General features: G+C 72.8%; 16 protein-coding genes. 8 read left to right on the forward strand and 8 right to left on the reverse strand.

All coding sequences use genetic code 11. From position 1 onward, the window contains the following. Positions 1 to 4 precede the first annotated feature (4 nt). A complete protein-coding gene (locus LWP59_RS12130) occupies positions 5 to 1375 on the forward strand; it encodes a mannitol dehydrogenase family protein (protein WP_144642309.1) in 1371 nt (456 codons plus the stop codon). 11 nt (positions 1376 to 1386) lie between these two features. Beyond that, entirely contained in the window at positions 1387 to 2391 is a 1005-nt protein-coding gene (locus tag LWP59_RS12135) for an alcohol dehydrogenase catalytic domain-containing protein (RefSeq protein WP_144642308.1), read from the forward strand. A 29-nt stretch (positions 2392 to 2420) separates the two neighbouring features. Here LWP59_RS12135 and LWP59_RS12140 read toward each other — a convergent pair whose 3' ends face one another. Both LWP59_RS12140 and LWP59_RS12145 read right to left on the reverse strand, forming a co-directional pair. After that, positions 2421 to 3611 carry a cation:proton antiporter gene (locus LWP59_RS12140; RefSeq protein WP_144642307.1) on the reverse strand — a complete coding sequence of 397 codons (1191 nt, stop codon included), beginning with the start codon at positions 3609 to 3611 and terminating at the stop codon, positions 2421 to 2423. After that, positions 3612 to 4094 (reverse strand): cation:proton antiporter regulatory subunit, encoded by a 483-nt coding sequence (locus LWP59_RS12145; protein ID WP_144642306.1) that lies wholly within the window; start codon positions 4092 to 4094, stop codon positions 3612 to 3614. It lies immediately after the preceding gene. Positions 4095 to 4228: 134 nt separating this feature from the next. Here LWP59_RS12145 and cmk point away from each other — a divergent pair, with 134 nt between their 5' ends. The 5 genes from cmk to LWP59_RS12170 all read left to right on the forward strand — a co-directional run bounded on the left by cmk (position 4229) and on the right by LWP59_RS12170 (position 12229). Then, a complete protein-coding gene (cmk, locus tag LWP59_RS12150; protein ID WP_144642329.1) occupies positions 4229 to 4930 on the forward strand; it encodes a (d)CMP kinase in 702 nt (233 codons plus the stop codon). Further along, complete coding sequence (locus tag LWP59_RS12155) at positions 4927 to 5586, forward strand: lysophospholipid acyltransferase family protein (protein ID WP_144642305.1); 660 nt, start codon at positions 4927 to 4929, stop codon at positions 5584 to 5586. Before cmk ends, LWP59_RS12155 begins: the two co-directional genes overlap by 4 nt. Beyond that, positions 5583 to 7016: a ribosome biogenesis GTPase Der gene (gene der, locus LWP59_RS12160; protein ID WP_144642304.1), complete on the forward strand. Its 1434-nt coding sequence runs from the start codon at positions 5583 to 5585 to the stop codon at positions 7014 to 7016. Before LWP59_RS12155 ends, der begins: the two co-directional genes overlap by 4 nt. A 108-nt stretch (positions 7017 to 7124) precedes the next feature. Next, complete coding sequence (locus LWP59_RS12165) at positions 7125 to 10970, forward strand: Pls/PosA family non-ribosomal peptide synthetase (protein WP_144642303.1); 3846 nt, start codon at positions 7125 to 7127, stop codon at positions 10968 to 10970. Beyond that, positions 10967 to 12229, forward strand: coding sequence for a M1 family metallopeptidase (locus tag LWP59_RS12170; protein ID WP_229858532.1), 1263 nt, complete (start codon positions 10967 to 10969; stop codon positions 12227 to 12229). Before LWP59_RS12165 ends, LWP59_RS12170 begins: the two co-directional genes overlap by 4 nt. On the opposite strand, the gene LWP59_RS12175 is transcribed toward LWP59_RS12170, so the two are convergent. The 6 genes from LWP59_RS12175 to LWP59_RS12200 form a co-directional block, all read right to left on the reverse strand. Further along, entirely contained in the window at positions 12192 to 12437 is a 246-nt protein-coding gene (locus LWP59_RS12175; protein WP_144642302.1) for a formate dehydrogenase subunit delta, read from the reverse strand. The two genes, LWP59_RS12170 and LWP59_RS12175, sit on opposite strands and share 38 nt — an antisense overlap. Next, on the reverse strand, positions 12437 to 15247 hold the full coding sequence (gene fdhF, locus LWP59_RS12180; protein WP_144642301.1) for a formate dehydrogenase subunit alpha: 2811 nt from the start codon (positions 15245 to 15247) through the stop codon (positions 12437 to 12439). The genes LWP59_RS12175 and fdhF overlap by 1 nt, the downstream gene beginning before the upstream one ends. Further along, positions 15244 to 16737: a formate dehydrogenase beta subunit gene (locus LWP59_RS12185; protein WP_144642300.1), complete on the reverse strand. Its 1494-nt coding sequence runs from the start codon at positions 16735 to 16737 to the stop codon at positions 15244 to 15246. Before LWP59_RS12185 ends, fdhF begins: the two co-directional genes overlap by 4 nt. Beyond that, positions 16734 to 17282, reverse strand: coding sequence for a formate dehydrogenase subunit gamma (locus LWP59_RS12190; protein WP_233459061.1), 549 nt, complete (start codon positions 17280 to 17282; stop codon positions 16734 to 16736). The genes LWP59_RS12185 and LWP59_RS12190 overlap by 4 nt, the downstream gene beginning before the upstream one ends. Before the next feature lie 235 nt (positions 17283 to 17517). Continuing rightward, positions 17518 to 18297 carry an NAD-dependent epimerase/dehydratase family protein gene (locus LWP59_RS12195; protein WP_144642298.1) on the reverse strand — a complete coding sequence of 260 codons (780 nt, stop codon included), beginning with the start codon at positions 18295 to 18297 and terminating at the stop codon, positions 17518 to 17520. An 11-nt stretch (positions 18298 to 18308) separates the two neighbouring features. After that, the gene (locus LWP59_RS12200; protein ID WP_144642297.1) at positions 18309 to 19097 is read right to left on the reverse strand and encodes an IclR family transcriptional regulator; all 789 of its coding nucleotides are present in this window, start codon (positions 19095 to 19097) and stop codon (positions 18309 to 18311) included. Positions 19098 to 19198: 101 nt separating this feature from the next. On the opposite strand from LWP59_RS12200, the gene LWP59_RS12205 reads away from it, so the two are divergent. After that, positions 19199 to 20272, forward strand: a complete 1074-nt coding sequence (locus tag LWP59_RS12205; RefSeq protein WP_144642296.1) for a hypothetical protein — start codon at positions 19199 to 19201, stop codon at positions 20270 to 20272. The last annotated feature ends 12 nt before the right edge of the window (positions 20273 to 20284 follow it).

The raw sequence follows: 20284 nt of genomic DNA on the forward strand, positions 1-20284 counted from the left end.
GACCATGACCGGAATCGTCCACCTGGGACTGGGCAACTTCCACCGCGCGCACCAGGCGGTCTACACCGCGGCCGCGCTCGCCGAGGAGCCCGGCGACTGGGGCATCCTGGCCGCCGCGAGCACGTCGCGGACCGTCGTCTCCGCGCTGCGCGCCCAGGATCTGCGCTACCACGTCGTGGAGCTTTCGCCCGGCAGGGCGGAGATCTCGTCCCCCGCGGTGCACACCGGGGTGCTGGTCGCGGCCGAGGAGACCGAGACGCTGGTGGCGGCGATCGCGGCCGCGGACACCCGGATCGTCACCCTCACCGTGACCGAGCACGGGTACTCGTACTCGCCGGAGACCCTGGGGCTCGACCTGGACTCGGCTGCCGTCCGGCACGACCTGCGGGACGTCCCGCCACGCACGCCGATCGGGCAGCTCACCCGTGGCCTGCAACGGCGGGCCCGCACGCACGGTCATGGCGTCACGATCGTCAGCTGCGACAACCTCGCCGGAAACGGGCGGCACACCCGCCAGCTCGTGCGGGAGTTCGCCGCGGCACTGCCCGATCCCGAGCTGGTGGACTGGATCGACCGGCACGTGCGGTTCCCGAACACGATGGTCGACCGGATCGTGCCCGCCACCACCGACGAGACGCGGCGGATCGTCGCCGAGCGGCTGGGCGTCGAGGACGCGGTGCCGGTCCCGGCCGAGCCGTTCACCATGTGGGTGCTGGAGGACGACTTCGCGCGGGGCCGCCCGCGCTGGGAGGCCGGCGGCGCGATCTTCACCGGCGACGTGGGCGCGTACGAGCTGCTGAAGCTGCGGCTGCTCAACGGAACCCACTCGCTGATCGCCTACCTGGGCCTGCTCTCGGGCGCGCACTACATCTCGGACGCGGTGGCGCGGCCCTTCGTCGAGCGCGCCGCGCGAAGGGTGATCGCCGAGGACTACTTGCCCACGTTCACCCCGCCGGAGGCGATCGACGTGGACGACTACGTCGAGCAGCTGTTCGGCCGGTTCTCGAACTCGGCGCTCGCGCACCGCACCAGCCAGGTCGGCTCGGACGGTTCGCTCAAACTGCCGCAGCGGATCACCGAACCGGTGCTGTGGCACCACAAACAGGGCCGGGTCGCCGGGCACCTCGCGCTCACCGTGGCGGCCTACCTCCGCTGCGTCGAACTCGGCACGGAGATCCGCGACCCGGCGCTGGAGCGCCTGCGTCCCCTCGTGGCGCGGGCGCGGTCGGCGCGGGAGCTGGTCGGCGCGCTCTTCGACGAGGGCCAGGTCTTCGCGCCCGAGCTCGCCGACTGCGGGGACTTCCTGGACCGCACCGGCCGGCTTCTCGACATCCTGCGCGAGCACGGCCCGGCGCAGGCCGCGGCCGAGGTGTGAAGGGAGGCGCCATGCAGACCCGAGCGGCCGTCCTGCACGCGCCCGGCGACATCCGCGTCGAAACCGTGCCCGTGCGCGAGCCGGGCGAGCACGAGGTGCTCATCGAGGTCGAGGCCGTCGGCCTGTGCGGTTCCGACCTGCACTACTTCGAGTCGGGCCACAACGGCGCGAACGAGCTGCGCCGCCCGACCGTGCTGGGACACGAGATCAGCGGCACGGTGCGGGAGACCGGCCAGGGCGGGTCGCTGCGGACCGGTACGAGAGTGGCGGTGGAACCCGCCGTCCCATGTGGGAAATGCCGTACCTGCCGGGAAGGCCGGTACAACGTCTGTCCACAAGGGACCTGTCTGGGCTCGCCGCCGACCGACGGCGGGATCGCCGGGTTGCTGGTGGTGCGGGAGGAGTTCGCGCACGAGCTCCCGGCCGGGATGCCCGCGGACGCCGGCGCGGTGATCGAACCGCTCGCGGTCGCGTGCTGGGCGGTGCGCCGGGCGCGCGTCGCACTCGGCGAGCGCGTGCTGGTCCTGGGCGCGGGCCCGATCGGCGTGCTGGTCGCGCAGGCGGCGCGGGCCGCGGGCGCGGCGGAGGTCACCATCACCGACGTCAACCCGTTCCGGCTGTCGGTCGCCGCAGGGCTCGGCCTGCACGCCGTGCGCGCGCCGGAGCTGGACATCGCCCCGGTCGACGTGCTGATCGAGTGTTCCGGCGCCCGGCAGGCGTTCTGGTCCGGGCTGGAGTCGGTCCGCCACGGCGGCCGCGCCGCGTTGGTCAGCCAGGCACCGCCCACAGTGGACGGTCTGCCGCTGGCCCTGCTGCAGCGGCGGGAGATCGACCTGCTCCCGGTCTTCCGGTACGCCCACGCGTTTCCGCCCGCGATCGCGCTGGCGGCCGGTGGCGCCGTCCGCCTCGGCGAGCTCGTCACCGCCACCTTCGCTCTCGAGCACACGGCCGACGCGCTACGTGCCGCGCGGACCGACCCCGAGCAGCTGAAGATCGTGATCCACCCCGGCGACTGACCACCATCAGCACCAGGGGCAAGGTGCGTCTAGTTCGCCGTCGCCGTCTCGGTGTGGGTCGCCTTGCGCCGCAAGGCCCGGGCCACGGGCTCGACGATCCGCGCCGCCGTCGGGCCGAGGATCGCCATCAACAGTACGTACGCCGTGGCCAGCGCCGCCAGCTCGTCGGTCACCGCGCCCGCCGTCACCGCCAGGCCCGCGATCACGATGGAGAACTCTCCGCGCGCCACCAGTGCCGCGCCCGCGCGGGCCCGGCCGAGCTTGCCGACCCCCTGCCGGCGCGCCGCCCACCAGCCGGTGCCCACCTTCGTCGCCGTGGTCACCACCGCGAGCGCCACCGCCCAGCCCAGCACCGGCGGGATCGAGGCCGGGTTCGTGTTCAGCCCGAACACCACGAAGAACACCGCCGCGAACAGGTCCCGCAGCGGCTCCAGCAGATGGGTGGCGTTCTCGGCCGTCGAGCCGGAGATCGCGATGCCCAGCAGGAACGCGCCCACCGCCGCGGAGACCTGCATCGCCGAGGCGAGCCCGGCCACCAGCAGCGCCGCGCCCAGCACCTTGAGCAGGAACACCTCACGGTCGTCGGAGTCCACGATCGCCGAGACGTAGCGCCCGAACCGCAGCGCGATCACCAGCACGACGGTGATCACCGCGAGCGAGATGCCGACGGCCTCCAGGCCGCCCAGGAAGCTGATCCCGCCCAGCACGGCGGTCAGGATCGGCAGGTACAGCGCCATCGCCAGGTCCTCGAACACCAGGATCGACAGCACCACCGGCGTCTCCCGGTTACCGAGGCGGCCGAGGTCGCCGAGCACCTTCGCGATGATCCCGGAGGAGGAGATGTAGGTCACGCCGGCCAGCACCATCGCGCCGACCACGCCCCAGCCCAGCAGCAGCGCCACGGCCGCGCCGGGTGCCGCGTTGAGCACGAGGTCGAGCACGCCCGCCACCCACGAGCGTTTCAGCCCGGTGAACAGCTCCGCCGCCGAGTACTCCAGTCCCAGCAGCAACAGCAGCAGCACGACGCCGATCTCGCCGGCGAGGTGGGTGAAGCCGCCGATGTCCTGGAGCGGGATCAGCCCGCCCTGGCCGAAGGCGAGCCCGCCCAGCAGGTACAGCGGGATGGGCGACATCCCGATCCGCCCGGCGAGCCTGCCGAGCACGCCGAGGACGAAGAAGACGCCGCCGAGTTCGATGAGAGAGAGCGCGGTGTGATCCATTTACCCGTTCTTCAGAATCTTCCGGGCGTTCTCGAGGCCTTCGGAGGTGCCCACCGCGACGAGCAGGTCGCCGGCGGTGAACGTGAAATCGGGCGTGGGCGAGGGATGCACCTGGCCGGCCCGCATCACCGCGACCACCGAGACCCCGGTGCGCGTGCGCAGTGCGGTGTCGCCGAGCGTGCGGCCGTCGAACGGCGCGTTCGCCTTGACCGGCAGCTGCCGGGTGTTGATGCCGGGCACCTCGCGGTGCTCCTCGGTCAGCTGCGCGATCAGCTGCGGTGCGCCCAGCAGGTTCGCCAGCGCGCCCGCCTCGTCGGTGCTCAGCGGCAGCGACGCCAGGCAGGCGTCCGGATCGTCGGACTTGGACACGATCAGCTCGATCTGCCCGTCGCGATGGGTCACCACGCCGACCCGCCGGCCGTTGCGGATCGCGAAGTCCTTGCGCACCCCGATACCGGGCAGGGGAGTCACTTCCACGTTCACCCGTCCCACGCTACCGGTTTTGCCCGGTTCGGCCCGGTGCGGGCGCGCGGCCGCCTGCCAGGCAGAATGAGACCCGGCGGAGCAACGGAATCGGTACGGCAAGGAGAGCATCGGTGGCGGGAGCCCTACGTGGCGTGGTCGCACTGGACGGCCCCTCCGGGACCGGGAAGACCACGGTCGCGCGCAAGCTCGCCGAGCGGCTGAGCGCCGGATACCTCGACACCGGCGCGATGTACCGGGTGGTCACGCTCGCCGTGCTGCGCGCGGGCGTCGACCCGGCCGACGCGGACGCGGTGGCCGCCACCGCGCGGGACGCCGTCTTCACCGTCGGCACCACCCCCGTCCGGCCCGCCGTCACGCTGGCGGGCGCGGATGTGTCCGCCGAGATCCGCGGCCCGGAGGTCAACCACGCCGTGTCGCCGGTGTCGGCCGTGCCCGCCGTGCGGGAGCTGCTGGTCGCGCGGCAGCGGCGCATCATCGACGAGGTGCTCGCCGAGGTCGGCGGTATCGTCGTCGAGGGCCGCGACATCGGCACCGTCGTCGCGCCCGACTCCCCGCTGAAGGTCTACCTGACCGCGTCGCCGGAGATCCGGGCGGCGCGCCGCAGCGCGCAGGACAACGCCGCCGGGCGGCGGAGCACGCAGGCCGACGCGCTCGCCTCGGTGGACCGCCGCGACCGGCTGGACTCCAGCCGCGCCGCGTCCCCGCTGCGCGCCGCGCCGGACGCCGTGCACCTGGACACCTCCGAGCTGGAGATCGACCAGGTGCTCGTCGCGCTGAGCGAGCTGGCGAGCCGCCGCGGGCTCCTCGACTGCGCCGCCGAGGTCACCCGGTGAGTTCCGCCGGGCTGCCCGAAGGCGCGTCCGGCCCGCTGCACGACTTCGGGCGGCTGATCGGCAGGGTGCTGTTCCGGCCGGCGTTCCGGGTGCGGGTGCGGGGCCTGGAGCGGGTGCCGCGCAGCGGGCCGGTGGTGCTCATCGCCAACCACAGCTCGATGGTCGAACCGCAGCTCATCTTCGGAATGCTGCCGCGGCGCTCGGTGTTCCTCGTGAAGGAGGAGATGTTCGCCGGGGCGCAGGGGTGGTTCCTCCGGCGGATCGGCCAGGTGCCGGTCCGCCGGGGTGCGCCCGACCGGGCGCCGCTGCTGACCACGGCGCAGATCCTGCGCGAGGGCGGTCTCGTGGGCGTGTTCCCCGAGGGCACCCGCGGCGACGGGGACGTGGCGACGGCCGAACGCGGCGCGGCCTGGCTGCTGCGCGGCACGGATGCGCAGGTCCTGCCGGTCGCGGTCCGTGGCACGAAACGGCCGGCGGACCGCGGGCGCCGGTTCCGCCCGCGGGTGGACGTGCTGGTGGGCGAGCCCTTCCGGGTGCGGGTCGGCAAGGGACGGGCCGGCCTGGCCGAAGCCACCGAAAGACTGCGCGGCGAACTCGCCGCGCTCGTGCGCGAGCTGGACGAACAGCGCGCGCAGACAGAGAAAGCGAAGTCATGACAGAGCTAGAGGGGGCCGACGGCTCCTGGTCCGACGAGGCCGAGTTCGCCGCGCTCGACGCGCAGGTCGAAGGCCTGGCCGAGGACGCCGACGCCGCGCTGAACCAGCCGGTGCTCGCCGTCGTCGGCCGCCCGAACGTGGGCAAGTCGACCCTGGTCAACCGGATCCTCGGCCGCCGCGAGGCGGTCGTGCAGGACGTGCCGGGGGTGACCCGGGACCGCATCGCCTACGACGCGATGTGGAACGGCCGGCGGTTCACCGTGGTCGACACCGGTGGCTGGGAGCCCGGCGCCAGCGGCCTGCAGGGCGCGGTCGCGGCACAGGCCGAGATGGCGATGGCCACCGCGGACGCGGTGCTGCTCGTGGTGGACGCCTCGGTCGGGGCGACGACCACCGACGAGGCGGTCGCGCGCGTGCTGCGCCGGTCGAAGCGGCCGGTGCTGCTGGCCGCGAACAAGGTCGACGACAACCGCCTGATCGCCGACGTCGCGTCGCTGTGGTCGCTCGGGCTCGGCGAGCCGATGGCCGTCAGCGCGCTGCACGGCCGCAGCTCCGGCGACCTGCTCGACGCGATCGTCGGGGCCCTGCCCGAGGCGCCGCGCGACACCGGCGAGCGGGCCGCCGGGCCGCGCCGGGTGGCGCTGGTCGGCAAGCCCAACGTGGGCAAGTCGAGCCTGCTCAACAAGCTCACCGGCGAGGAGCGCGCGGTGGTCGACTCGGTCGCCGGCACCACGGTCGACCCGGTGGACTCGCTCGTCGAGCTGGACGGCGACACCTGGCGGTTCGTCGACACCGCGGGCCTGCGCAAGCGCGTGCAGACCGCGAGCGGCACCGAGTACTACGCGTCGCTGCGCACCAAGGCCGCGATCGACGCGTCCGAGGTGGCGATCGTGCTGCTGGACGCGAGCGAGCCGCTCTCGGAGCAGGACCTGCGGGTGCTGACGATGGTGGTCGAAGCGGGCCGCGCGTGCGTACTGGCGTTCAACAAGTGGGACCTCGTCGACGAGGACCGCCGCTACCAGCTGGACAAGGAGCTCGACCGCGGCCTGGTCCGGGTGCCGTGGGCGCAGAAGGTGAACATCTCCGCGCTCACCGGCCGCTCGGTGCGCAAGCTCGCGCCCGCGCTGCGCACGGCTCTCGAGTCGTGGGACCGGCGGGTGTCGACGGGCCAGCTCAACGGCTGGCTCTCGGAGCTCATCGCGGCGACCCCGCCGCCGGTGCGCGGCGGCAAGCAGCCGAAGGTGTTGTTCGCGACCCAGGCGGCGATCCGGCCGCCGACGCTGGTGCTGTTCACGACCGGGTTCCTCGAGGCGGGCTACCGCCGTTTCATCGAGCGCAAGTTCCGCGAGCGCTTCGGGTTCGAGGGCACCCCGGTGCGGATCAACGTGCGGGTGCGGGAGAAGAAGGTACGCAGTAAGAAGGGCAAGTGAAAACGGCCTGAGGGCTACCGGGCACCCTCAGGTAGGCTGAGCGGTCGCACCGGGCGCCTCACCGTGGGAGAGCAAGCCCGACTTGTTCCGAAAGGTGAGTGACGGGCCTTGCTGCCTGCGCTGGAAACGCCCCTGCCCGCTGTGCTCGACACCCGGCCCAGAGCGCTGTTCTGGACCGGCCTCGCCGCCAGTGAGCGCACCCTTCTCGACGTGCTCGCCGGCACCGTCGCGCGCCATCCCGGCGCCGCCGCGATCGACGACGGCGAGCAGGTGCTCAGCTACCGCAGGCTGGCCGAGGAGGTCGACGCCCTGCGTGGCCGGCTCGCCGCGTTCGGCGTCGGCGTCGGCGACCGGGTGGGCGTCCGGATCTCCTCCGGCACGGCGGAGCTGTACGTCGCGATCCTCGCCGTGCTCGCCGCCGGTGCCGCCTACGTGCCGGTCGACGCGGACGACCCCGACGAGCGCGCGGACCTGGTGTTCGGCGAGGCCGGGGTGTGCGCGGTGCTCACCGACGGCGCAGCGCTGACCGCGTACGCGGCGCCCATCGGCCAGCCCGGCGTCCCCGGTGCGGGTGACGACGCGTGGATCATCTTCACCTCCGGCTCGACCGGCAAGCCCAAGGGCGTGGCCGTCAGCCATTCCGCGGCCGCCGCCTTCGTCGACGCCGAAGCCGAGCTGTTCCTCGCCGACGAGCCGATCGGCCCCGGCGACCGCGTGCTGGCCGGGCTGTCGGTCGCGTTCGACGCCTCGTGCGAGGAGATGTGGCTGGCCTGGCGGCACGGCGCCTGCCTGGTGCCGGCGCCGCGTTCGCTCGTGCGCACCGGCGTGGACCTGGGGCCGTGGCTGGTGGCGCAGCGCATCACGATCGTCTCGACGGTGCCGACGCTGGCCGCGCTGTGGCCCGCGGACGCGCTCGAGGACGTCCGGCTGCTGATCTTCGGCGGCGAGGCCTGCCCGCCGGAGCTGGCCGAGCGCGTGGCGGTGGAGGGCCGCGAGGTGTGGAACACCTACGGCCCCACCGAAGCCACGGTCGTGGCCTGTGCCGCGCCGCTGACCGGCGAAGGGCCGGTGCGGATCGGCCTGCCGCTGCTGGGCTGGCAGCTCGCGGTCGTCGACGAGCTGGGCGAGCCGGTCGCGATGGGGGAGAGCGGGCAGCTGGTGATCGGGGGCGCGGGCCTCGCCCGGTACCTGGACCCGGTCAAGGACGCGGAGAGGTACGCGCCGCTGCCCGCGCTGGGCTGGCAGCGCGCCTATCGCAGCGGTGACCTGGTGCGTGCGGAACCGGAGGGGCTGCTGTTCCTCGGCCGGGCCGACGAGCAGGTCAAGCTCGGCGGCCGCCGGATCGAGCTGGGCGAGGTGGACGCCGCGCTGCAAGCGCTTCCCGGCGTCGCGGGCGGGGCCGCCGCGATCCGCGAGACGAAGGCGGGCAACCAGGTTCTCGTCGGCTACGTCGTGCCCGCCGGCGGCTTCGACACCGATGCCGCGGCCGCCCTGCTGCGGGACCGGTTGCCTGCCGCGCTGGTGCCCCTGCTCGCCGTGGTCGAGGACCTGCCGACCCGCACCTCCGGCAAGGTGGACCGGGCCGCGCTGCCGTGGCCGTTGTCCACTGTGGACGCCAACGAGCTGTCCCCGACCGAGCTGTGGCTGGCCGAGGGCTGGTCGGAGATCCTGGGCGTGGCGCCCGGCGACGCGGACGCGGACTTCTTCAGCCACGGCGGCGGCAGCCTCACCGCGGCCCAGCTGATCGCCCGGATCCGCACCCGCCATCCCCAGGTGTCGGTCAACGACATCTACCAGTACCCGACGCTGGGCGAGCTCGCCGCGCTGCTGGACGGGCTCGTCGCGACGGAGACCGCGCGCCGCGACATCGAGCCGACGCCGCGCCGCACCGGGTTCGTGCAAGCGCTGCTGCTGGTGCCGCTGCTGACGCTGACCGGCCTGCGCTGGACCACGGCGCTCGCCGCGCTGTCCACGGTGTTCTCGCTCGCCGGGGCGGCCTGGGCGCCGTCGGTCCCGTGGTGGGCGCTCGGCCTCGCGTGGCTGGTGCTGTTCAGCCCTGCGGGCCGGATCGCGATCGCCGCCGGTGGCGCGCGGCTGTTGCTGCGGGGTGTGCGGCCCGGCAGCTACCCGCGCGGCGGCAGTGTCCACTTGCGACTGTGGACGGCCGAGAAGCTCGCGGACGTCAGCGGTGCGGGCAACGTCTCCGGCGCCTCCTGGATGACGCACTACGCGAAGGCGCTGGGCGCCAGGGTGGCCAGGGACGTCGACCTGCACTCGCCGCCGCCGGTGACCGGCATGCTCAAGCTCGGCCGGGGTGCGGCGATCGAGCCCGAGACCGACCTGTCGGGCCACTGGGTGGACGGCGACCTCGTGCACATCGGCAAGATCCGGATCGGCGCGGATGCCAGGGTCGGCGCGCGGAGCACGTTGTTCCCCGGCGCCCGGATCGGCAAGGGTGCGGAGATCGCGGCAGGCTCGACCGTGCGCGGCGCGGTCCCCCCGGGGCAGCGCTGGGCCGGGTCGCCGGCCGGACGCGCCGGCAAGAGCGCGTTGCGCTGGCCGTCCAGCCGCCCGCCGCGGTCGCGGCGCTGGGCGTGGGCCTACGGCCTGACCTCGCTGTTGCTGGGCCTGCTGCCCGCGGTCGCCGCCGTGCCGGGGATCGTCCTCGTCGCGCAGGGCGCCCCCTCGCCCGGCGCGATGCTCGCGCTCGCGCCACCGGCGACAGTCGCGTACTTCCTGTCGTATGCGTTGCTGGTGCTGGCCGGGGTGCGGGCACTCGGCATCGGGATGGCCGAGGGCTACCACCCGGTGCACGGCCGTGCGGCGTGGCAGGTCTGGGCGACCGAGCGGCTGATGGACATGGCGCGCACCGCGTTGTTCCCGTTGTACGCCAGCCTGTTCACCCCGGTGTGGCTGCGCCTGCTCGGCGCGAAGGTCGGCCGCGGCGCGGAGATCTCGACGGTGCTGGCGCTGCCGAAGATGACGAAGGTCGACGACGGCGCGTTCCTCGCCGACGACACCATGGTCGCGACCTACGAGCTCGGCCACGGCTGGCTGCACGCCGCGCCCGCGCGCATCGGGAAGCAGGCGTTCCTGGGCAACTCCGGGATGGCCGCGCCCGGCCGCGCGGTCCCGAAGCGCGGGCTGGTGGGCGTGCTGTCCTCCGCGCCGCGCAAGGCGAAGAAGGGCTCGTCGTACCTGGGCATGCCGCCCATGCCGCTGCGGCGCGCGGTCGAGGTCGCCGACGCCGGCCGGACCTACCGGCCGCCGGCGCGGCTGAAGGTCGCGCGCGCCCTGGTCGAGCTGTGCCGGATCGTGCCGGTCATCTGCGCGGTTGAACTGGCGGTGCTGGTGCTCGCGGGCCTGGGCGCGGTCTGGACGTCGGCGGGCCTGTGGGCCGCCGCGCTGCTCTCGGGCGCGGCGCTGTTCGGCGCCGGGCTCGTGGCCGCCGGGCTCGCGACGCTGATGAAATGGCTGCTGGTGGGCCGGTTCCGCACCGTCGAGCACCCGCTGTGGAGCTCGTTCGTCTGGCGCAACGAGCTGGCCGACACCTTCGTCGAGGCGTTGGCGGTGCCGTGGCTGGTCGGCTCGATCGGCGGCACCCCGCTGCTGACGGCGTGGCTGCGGACGATGGGGGCGCGCATCGGGCGCGGGGTGTGGCTGGAGACCTACTGGCTGCCCGAGGCGGACCTGGTGCGCCTCGGCGACGGCGCGACGGTCAACCGGGGCTGTGTCGTGCAGACCCACCTGTTCCACGATCGGATCATGAGCATGAGCGAGGTGACCCTGGCCGAGGGCGCGACACTCGGCCCGCACGGCATCGTCCTGCCCGGCGCCACGATCGGCGCGCGCACCACCGTCGGCCCCGGCTCCCTGGTGACCCGCGGCGACGCGGTCCCCGCGGACTCGCGCTGGCTCGGCAACCCGATCTCGGCGTGGGGACACGGGGTTTGAGGACTGCGCTGGCCTCGCACGGGAACGAGGGGTACCGGGTCTCGTCCTACGAACTGGAGCTGGACTACCGGATCGGGCCGAACCGGCTCTCCGCGCGGGCGAAGATCACCGCCGTGGCCTCGGTCGCGCTGTCCCGGTTCACCCTGGACCTCTCGGGGTTCAAGGTCGGCGGTGTGCACGTGGACGGGCGCGCCGCGAAGTTCAGCCGGAGCGGGACCAAGCTCACCGTGCGGCCGGCGCGGCCGGTGGCCGGGAAGTTCGTCGTCGAGGTCCGGTACTCGGGCAACCCGAAGCCCATCGGCGGCCGCTGGGGCGACATCGGCTGGGACGAGCTGACCGACGGCGTGCTCGTGGCGAGCCAGCCGATCGGCGCGCCGTCGTGGTTCCCGTGCAACGACCATCCGGCCGACAAGGCGTCCTACCGGGTCACCCTGACCACCTCGTCGGCGTACGCGGTGCTGGTCACCGGTGACCTGGTCTCGAGGCAGACCGGTGCCAGCACGACGACCTGGGTGTACGAGCGCCGGGAGCCGACGGCGACCTACCTCATGAGTGTCCAGATCGGACGGTACGAGGACCTGGCGATGCCGCAGGCGCAGCGGCTGGCGGTACCACGACGGCTCGTGCCGCAGGCCCGCCACGACTTCGCGCGGCAACCGGAGATGGCCGCGCTGTTCTCGCGCCTGTTCGGGCCCTACCCGTTCGGCGAGTACATCGTGGTGGTCACCGACGACGACCTCGAGGATCCCGTGGAGGCGCAGGGCATGGCCATCTTCGGGCGCAACCACGTCGACGGGAAGCGGACCCACGAGCGGCTCGTCGCGCACGAGCTGGCGCACCAGTGGTTCGGCAACAGCCTCACGATCGCCGACTGGCCGTACATCTGGCTCAACGAGGGCTTCGCGACCTACGCGGAATGGTTGTGGTCCGAGGAGTCCGGCGGCCCCCCGGCCGCGGAGCTGGCCCGGCAGTGGCGCGCCCGGCTCTCCTCGCTGCCCGCGGACCTCGTCATCGCCGACCCCGGTGAGGCGAACCTGTTCGACGAGCGCGTGTACAAGCGCGGCGCGCTGACCCTGCACGCCCTGCGCGCCGCCGTCGGGGACGGCGTGTTCTTCCAGATCCTGCGCTCCTGGGCGGAGGCGCACCGGCACGCCACCGTCACTACGGCGCAGTTCGTCGCGCATGCGGAAGCCCGGGCGGGGCAGCCGCTGCGGGAGCTGTTCACCGCGTGGCTGGAGACTCCCGCCCTGCCGGGCTGAGCAGCCGGGCCGCGGCCAGCGCCAGCGGGTCGAAGCTCGCCGGCGCGGTCGCGGCCCGGTGCAGCAGGTCCGCGCGCATCCGCGGATCCCAGAACTGCCGGATGTGCGCGGCGATCGCTGTCGCCGCCTTGTCGGCCGGCTGGTGCCGGAACTGGACCGCGATCTCGTTCGCCATCCTGGTCTGCGGCGACTCCTCGTGCGCGCCCATCAGTCCGCCAGCACCGGGACGGCCTGCTCGGCGTGGTCCACCGCCGCGCCCGCTGTCTTCAGCCCCACCTGCACCGCGGTCACCTTGTACTCCGGGCAGTTCGTGGCCCAGTCGGAGTTCTCCGTGGTCACCACGTTCGCGCCGGTGACGGGATGGTGGAACGTCGTGTACACGACGCCGACGGGCATCCGGTCGGACAGCACGGCGTGCAGCGAGGTCTCGCCGACCCGGCTGGAGAGGGTGACCCGGTCGCCGTCGGCGATGCCGCGGACCTCGGCGTCGTGCGGATGGATCTCCAGCACGTCCTCCGGGTGCCAGGCCACGTTGCCGGTCCGGCGGGTCTGCGCGCCGACGTTGTACTGCGACAGGATGCGCCCGGTCGTCAGGATCAACGGGAAGCGGCGGGTGCTGCGCTCGCGGGTCGGCACGAACGGGGTCGGCACGAACCTGCCCTTGCCGCGGACGAAGCCGTCGACGTGCATGATCGGCGTGCCTTCGGGGGCGTTGTCGTTGCAGGGCCACTGCACGCTGCCGAGCTCGTCCAGCTTCTCGAACGACACCCCGGCGAACGTCGGGGTGAGCGCCGCGATCTCGGCCATGATCTCCCGCGGGTGCGAGTACTCCATCGGATAGCCCATCGCCTGCGCGATCTCGCAGACGATCTCCCATTCGTGCTTGCCGGTCTTCGGCGCCATCACCGGACGCACCCGGTTGATCCGTCGCTCGGCGTTGATGAAGGTGCCGTCCTTCTCCAGGAACGAGGTGCCGGGCAGGAACACGTGGGCGAACCTGGCTGTCTCGTTGATGAACAGGTCCTGCACCACGACCAGGTCCATCGCCCGCAGCGCCGCCGTCACGTGCTTGGTGTTGGGGTCGGACTGCGCGATGTCCTCGCCCTGCACGAACAGTGCGCGGAACGACCCGTCGATCGCGGCGTCGAACATGTTCGGGATCCGCAGCCCCGGCTCGGCCAGCAGCTCGCGGCCCCACACGTCCTCGAACACCGAGCGCACCGCGTCGTCGGCGATGTGCCGGTAGCCGGGCAGCTCGTGCGGGAACGAGCCCATGTCGCACGAGCCCTGCACGTTGTTCTGCCCGCGCAAGGGGTTCACGCCCACCCCGTCGCGGCCGATGTTGCCGGTGGCCATCGCGAGGTTGGCCATGCCGATCACCATCGTCGAGCCCTGGCTGTGCTCGGTGACGCCGAGACCGTAGTAGATCGCGGCGTTGCCGGCCGAGGCGTACAACCGCGCCGCCGCCCGCAGCTGCGCGGCCGGCACGCCGGAGATCTCCTCCGTCGCCTCCGGGCTGTTCTCCGGGCCGGCGATGAACGCCGCCCACTCGTCGTATTCCTCACAGCGCTCGTCCACAAAGGACCTGTCGGCGAGCCCTTCGGTGACGATCACGTGTGCGAACGCGTTGACGACGGCGACGTTCGTGCCCGGCGCCAGCCGCAGATGATGTGCCGCCTCGACGTGCGGCGAGCGCACGAGGTCGATCCGGCGGGGGTCGATCACGATCAGCTGTGCGCCCTCGCGCAGCCGCCGCTTCATCCGCGAGGCGAACACCGGGTGCGCGTCGGTCGGGTTGGCGCCGATCACCACGATCACGTCGGCCTTCGCCACGGACCGGAAGTCCTGGGTGCCGGCGGAGGTGCCGAAGGTCTGCTTGAGCCCGTAGCCGGTGGGGGAGTGGCAGACGCGGGCGCAGGTGTCGACGTTGTTGTTGCCGAACGCGGCGCGCACCATCTTCTGCACCACGTAGACCTCTTCGTCGGTGCAGCGCGACGACGTGATGCCGCCGATCGCGCCGACCCCGTGGCGTGCCTGGACCTCGCGCATCTTCTCGGCCACATAGCCGATCGCGGTGTCCCAGTCCACCTCGCGCCACTCGTCGTCGATGCTCTCGCGGACCATCGGGCTCAGCACCCGGTCGGGGTGCGTGGCGTAGCCGAACGCGAACCGGCCCTTGACGCAGGAATGCCCTTCGTTCGCGCCGCCGTCCTTGTACGGCACCATCCGCACCAGCTCGTCGCCGCGCAGCTCGGCCTTGAACGAGCAGCCGACCCCGCAGTAGGCGCACGTGGTGAGCACGCTACGGCTGGGCATCCCGAGGTCCACCACGGTCCGCTCCTCGAGCGTCGCGGTCGGGCAGGCCTGCACGCAGGCGCCGCAGGAGACGCATTCGGAGTCCATGAACAGCTCACCCGCGCCCGCGGACACCTTGGACTCGAACCCGCGGCCCTCGATCGTCAGCGCGAACGTGCCCTGGACCTCGCCGCACGCGCGGACGCAGCGGGAGCAGGCGATGCACTTCGACGGGTCGAAGTCGAAGTACGGGTTGGACGTGTCCTTGGGCTGGTCGAGGTGGTTCTCGCCCTCGTAGCCGTAGCGCACCTGCCGCAGGCCCACCGCACCGGACATGTCCTGCAGCTCGCAGTCCCCGTTCGCGGCGCAGGTCAGGCAGTCCAGCGGATGGTCGGAGATGTAGAGCTCCATCACGCCCTGGCGCAGCTTCTCCAGCCGCGAGGTCTGCGTGTGCACCTTCATCCCCTCGGCCACCGGCGTGGTGCACGAGGCGGGGGTGCCCTTGCGGCCGTCGATCTCGACCAGGCACAGCCGGCAGGACCCGAACGGCTCCAGGTTGTCGGTGGCGCACAGCTTCGGGATCTCCACCCCGCTCAGCGCCGCCGCGCGCATGACCGACGTGCCTTCGGGCACGGTGACGGGCAGGCCGTCGACCTCCAGCGACACGGTGGCGGGCCCGGCCTTCGCGGGGGTGCCGAGGTCGGGTTCCTTGAGCAAGCTCATGAGAAGTCCTCCGGGAAGTGCACCAGCGCGCTGCGCACCGGGTTGGGGGTCAGCCCGCCCATCGCACACAGCGAGCCGTCGGTCATGAGTTCACACAGGTCGCCCAGCAGGGCGAGGTTGCCGTCCCGGTCCTGGCCGGCGACGATCCGGTCGATCACCTCGACCCCGCGCACCGAGCCGACGCGGCAGGGAGTGCACTTGCCGCAGGACTCCTCGGCGCAGAACTCCATCGCGAAGCGGGCCATCTTCGCCATGTCCACGGTGTCGTCGAACACGACGATCCCGCCGTGCCCGAGCATCGCGCCCGCCGCCGCGAACGCCTCGTAGTCCATCGGCAGGTCCAGCCCGCTCGCCGGAAGGTAGGCGCCCAGCGGGCCGCCGACCTGGACGGCACGGATGGGGCGGCCCGTGCGGGTGCCGCCGCCGAAGTCGTTGACCAGCTCGCCGAGGGTGATGCCGAACGCGGTCTCGAAGACGCCGCCGCGCGCGATGTTGCCCGCCAGCTGGAAGACCTGCGTGCCGCGTGAGCGCTCGACGCCGAGGTTCCGGTACGCCTCGGCACCCTCGGCGAGGATCGCCGGGACCGACGCGAGCGTGAGCACGTTGTTGACCACGGTCGGCTTGCCGAACAGGCCGGTGATCGCCGGGATCGGCGGTTTAGCCCGTACCATCCCGCGCTTGCCCTCCAGGCTCTCCAGCATGGAGGTCTCTTCGCCGCAGATGTACGCGCCCGCCCCGACCCGCACGAACAGGTCGAACCTCGTGCCGGAGCCGAGGATGTCCTCGCCCAGCCAGTTCTCCGCACGCGCCTTCTCGATGGCCTCGCGCAGTACGCGGACGGCGTCGGGATATTCGGAGCGGATGTAGACGTAGCCCTCGGTCGCGCCGACCGCGTACGCGGCGATCGTCATGCCTTCGATGAGGCAGAACGGGTCGCCCTCCATCAGCATCCGGTCGGCGAACGTGCCGCTGTCGCCCTCGTCGGCGTTGCAGCACACGAACTTCAGCTCGTCCGGTGTGTCGGCCACGGTCTTCCACTTGATGCCCGCGGGAAAGCCCGCACCGCCGCGGCCGCGCAGGCCGGACTCGGTGACCGCGGCGACGACGTCCTGCGGATCCCGGGCCAGCGCGTTGCGCAGGCCCGCGAGGCCGCCGTGCCGCTGGTAGTCCTCTGTGGACAGTGGGTCGGTCACGCCGACCCTGGCGAAGCACAGCCGGGTCTGCGCCCGCAGCCAGGGCAGGTCATCGACCGGTCCCTGGCAGAGCGCGTGCCGCTCGCCCGCTTCGAGGATGGCGGGGACAGCGTCGGGGGTGACCGGTCCGTAGCCGACGCGGCCGCGGTCGGTCTCGAGCTCCACGAACGGTTCCAGCCACAGCATGCCGCGCGAACCGTTGCGCACCACCGTCGCGCCTTCGGCTTCGAGCGCGGCGGCCACCAGGTCCGCGCCGACGGAGCGGGCGGCCGAGTCGCCGGGGACGTAGACCTTCATGAAGCCGCCGTTTCCGTCGCGAGGACCGTGTCGAGCCGGGCCGGGTCGAGGTGCCCGTACAGCCGCCCGTTGACCTGGGCGGCCGGGCCGAGCGCGCAGTTGCCGAGGCAGAAGACCTGGTTGAGGGTGATCGAGCCGTCGGGGGTGGTCTGGCCGAGCTTGATGCCGAGGACCTGTTCGGCGTGTGCGACGAGCCGTTCCGCGCCGACGGACTGACAGGCCTCCGCCCGGCAGAGGCGGACGTCGGTGCGCCCGCCCGGCTCGGCGCGGAAGTCGGTGTAGAAGGTGACCACGCCGTGCACGTCGGCGCGGGAGATGTTGAGCTCCGCGGCCAGCAGGGGGACGACCTCCTGGTCGACGCAGCCGAACTCGGCCTGGATGGCGTGCAGGATCGGCAGCAGGGCCCCGCGCTGGTCTCGGTGCGCGGCGACGACAGCCCGCACGCGCTCGGCGACGCCGGCCGGCGGACCTGTGCTCGAGTGCCCCTGATCATCGGTGCTGCCGGTGCGCCCGCGGTCCGCGGCGCCGTGTCCGTCCACCGTCACTACCGTCCCTCCGCTCCGAGGTCGGTCCATACTGTATGCAACGACGGTAACCGGCCGGGCGCCCGAAGGGAAGGGGCCGTCCGGGTTCGGCCTCCCGGACGCCGGGTCACAAAGGGGGCGGAACAGCTGTGTTCAGGGGGTTTCCGTGCGGCATCGGGCGGCCGGGCCGGCAAGGAAAGCCGTGGTCTTCCATGGGACGGAAGGCCGCCTCCCGCGCGGGGAGGCGGCCGCCGCGTCAGTTGGGGATGCCCAGGGGAGTCGTGGTGAACGGCCCGCCGACGTACTTCGCCGCGGCACCGGTCGGGGCCGGGCCGGTGATCTCCGCCGCGAACTTCTCCGCGTCGTCCAGTGACCGGTAGCCCAGCGCCTCCGCCTCGGCGAGGGAGTAGACGCGCCGCGTGTTGTCCGAAACCCCCCAGACCACCCGGTATCCCGGCGACGGGAACGTCAGGCACGCCTCGAACAACCGGCCGGCGTCGTCGGGGGAGAGCCACGTCGCGAGCCCGCGCACGCCCGGCGGGCGCTCGAAGCACGAACCGATCCGGATGCAGACCACGTCCATCCCGAACCGCGAGTGGTACAGGCTGCCCAGCGCCTCGATCGCCGCCTTGCTTACGCCGTAGAAGGTGTCCGGCCGCGGTGTCGACTCCGCCGGCAGCTCCTCGGTGACCTCACGGAATCCCACCGCGTGGTTGCTCGACGCCAGGATCACCCGCGGCACACCGGCCTTCTGCGCGGCCTCCAGGACGGTCTGCGTACCGGTGATGTTGACCTCGACCGTCTCGGCCCACGAGTTCTCCCGGCTGTGCCCGCCGAGGTGGATCACCGCGTCCACGTCGTGGCACGCGACGGCCATCGCCTCCGGGTCGGTGACCGAACCCGTCAGCACCTCCTCCTCGGCCAGGGCCTGCGGTGCGGTGACGTCCAGCAGCCGCAGGACCCGTCCGTCGCGGCGCAGGCGGGGCCGCAGCAGGGTGGCGACCCCGCCGGCGGCACCGGTGAGCAGAACGCGCATTGTCCTCCCTCTCAACGGATTCCGGCGCGGCGCAGCTGCCCGCCCAGGTCTGCGGCGGTCTCCGCGAGCAGCTCGCCCACGTGCTTCGCCTCGGCGTCGGTGATCTCGCCGACGGGGATGGAGCAGCTCATCGCGTCGGTGCCCGGGATCCGGTACGGCACGACGGCCGCCACGCAGCGCACCCCCCGCGTCCCCTCCTCGACCTCGGCCCCGAACCCGCGCCTGCGGGTGGCCTCGCACTCGGCGAGCAGCCCCTCCAGCGACGTGATCGTGCGCGGCGTCAGCGCGGGCAGCTCCGCCGGGAGCAGGGCGGCGATCTCGTCCTGCGTCAGCTCCGCCAGCAGTGCCTTGCCCAGCGCGGTGGCGTGCGCGGGCAGCGTACGACCGACACGGGACACCAGATGCGTGGAATGCCGGGACTCGCGGGTCTCGAGGTAGACGACCTCCGCGCCGTCGCGGCGGGCGTAGTGGGCGGTGAACCCGGTCCGCTCGCGCACGGACTCCAGGGCCTCGGTGGCGAACGGGATCGCCGGGTCGCGGTCCAGATACGCCGTGCCGCAGATCAGCGCGCGGACGCCGAGGCGGTACCGGGCGGAGCCCGGGTCGGCCTCGAGCCAGCCGGCCTCGTACAGCGTGCGCAGCAGGCCGTGCAGGCTGGAGCGGGGGAAACCGGTCTTCGCGTGCAGGTCCGACAATGACAGCCAGGCGCCCTGCGCGGCGAAGGTTTCGAGGAGCTCGACGGTACGCCGAGCGGACTTGACCCCCGCGGGCTCGGCCGCCGCCCCTGCCGGTTCCGTCATGAAACGCCCTCCGTTGACTTGTGACCGCCGCCATACTAGCGTTCCCAGACGCTGTTCGCATCGACGAATATGTTCCTATATATGAACACGCGGGAGCGCTCGTGAAGGTGACCGGCTACGCCTACCCCTGGGACGTCACAGAACCCGGCTTCGTCGACCGGGTGCGGGAGCTGGGCGTGAACGAGGTCGCGGTGGCCGTCAGCTACCACTCGGCGCGAGCCGCGACGCCCTGGTCGCGCGCCCGCACGGCGGTGCACGCCCGGCACGCCGCGTACTACCGGCCCGTCCGCGACGACCGCTGGTCGCGGCTGCGGCCGCACCGCCCGGACTGGGTGGACTCACCGGACAGTGCCGGCGAAGCAGTCGCCCTGCTGAACGAGGCCGGCCTGCCCACGGCGGCCTGGCTGGTGCTGACGCACAACTCGGTGCTGGGCAACGAGTTTCCCGAGCTGACCGTGCGGAACTGTTTCGGCGAACGCTATCCCTGGGCCCTGTGCCCGTCGCGGGAAGAGGTCCGGGACTACGCCGTGACGCTGGTCGAGGAGTCCCTCGCCGGCCTGGACGTGTCCTCGGTCGTGCTCGAGGCGTGCGGGCAGCTCGGCGCGGTGCACCAGTGCGAGCACGAGAAGACCGACGCGGTGTGGTCGCCGGTGGTGGCGAAGCTGTTGTCGGTGTGCTGTTGTGACGCCTGCGGGGTCGACGACGGCTTCCGCGACGACGTGCTCCGCTTGATCGCGACCGGTGACCTCACGATCCGCGAAGACCCGGCCCTGCGCGAAGAACTGCTCACGGCGCGGCACGCCGCGGCCGATCTGCTGCGCCGGTCGGTCCTGGCGCGCGTCGACCGGCCGGTGGCGCTGCACGGCGATCTCGACCCGTGGGCCACCGGCGCGCTGCCCGGGCTGACCCCGGCGGCGGCCGAAGAGGCCGGCACCGTCGTGCTGCCCTGCTGGCAGCCAGGAGCCGACCTCGTCGCGAGCGCGCGCGCTCGGCTACCGTCGTCGGTGAAGATCGGTGCTTACGTCACGGCGCTCGGGGCCGCGTCCGGCCTGAAGGACTACGCCGGGCGGCTGCGCGAGGCCGGGGCGGACGAACTGCACCTGTACCACCTCGGGCTCGCCGGGCCGGGGCGGTGGGACGAGATGCGAGGGGCCGTGGCAGCCGCCACGGCCTGAAGGAAGGGAAGT

Origin of the sequence: Amycolatopsis acidiphila (assembly GCF_021391495.1) — a bacterium.
Taxonomy (GTDB): Bacteria; Actinomycetota; Actinomycetes; order Mycobacteriales; family Pseudonocardiaceae; genus Amycolatopsis_E; species Amycolatopsis_E acidiphila.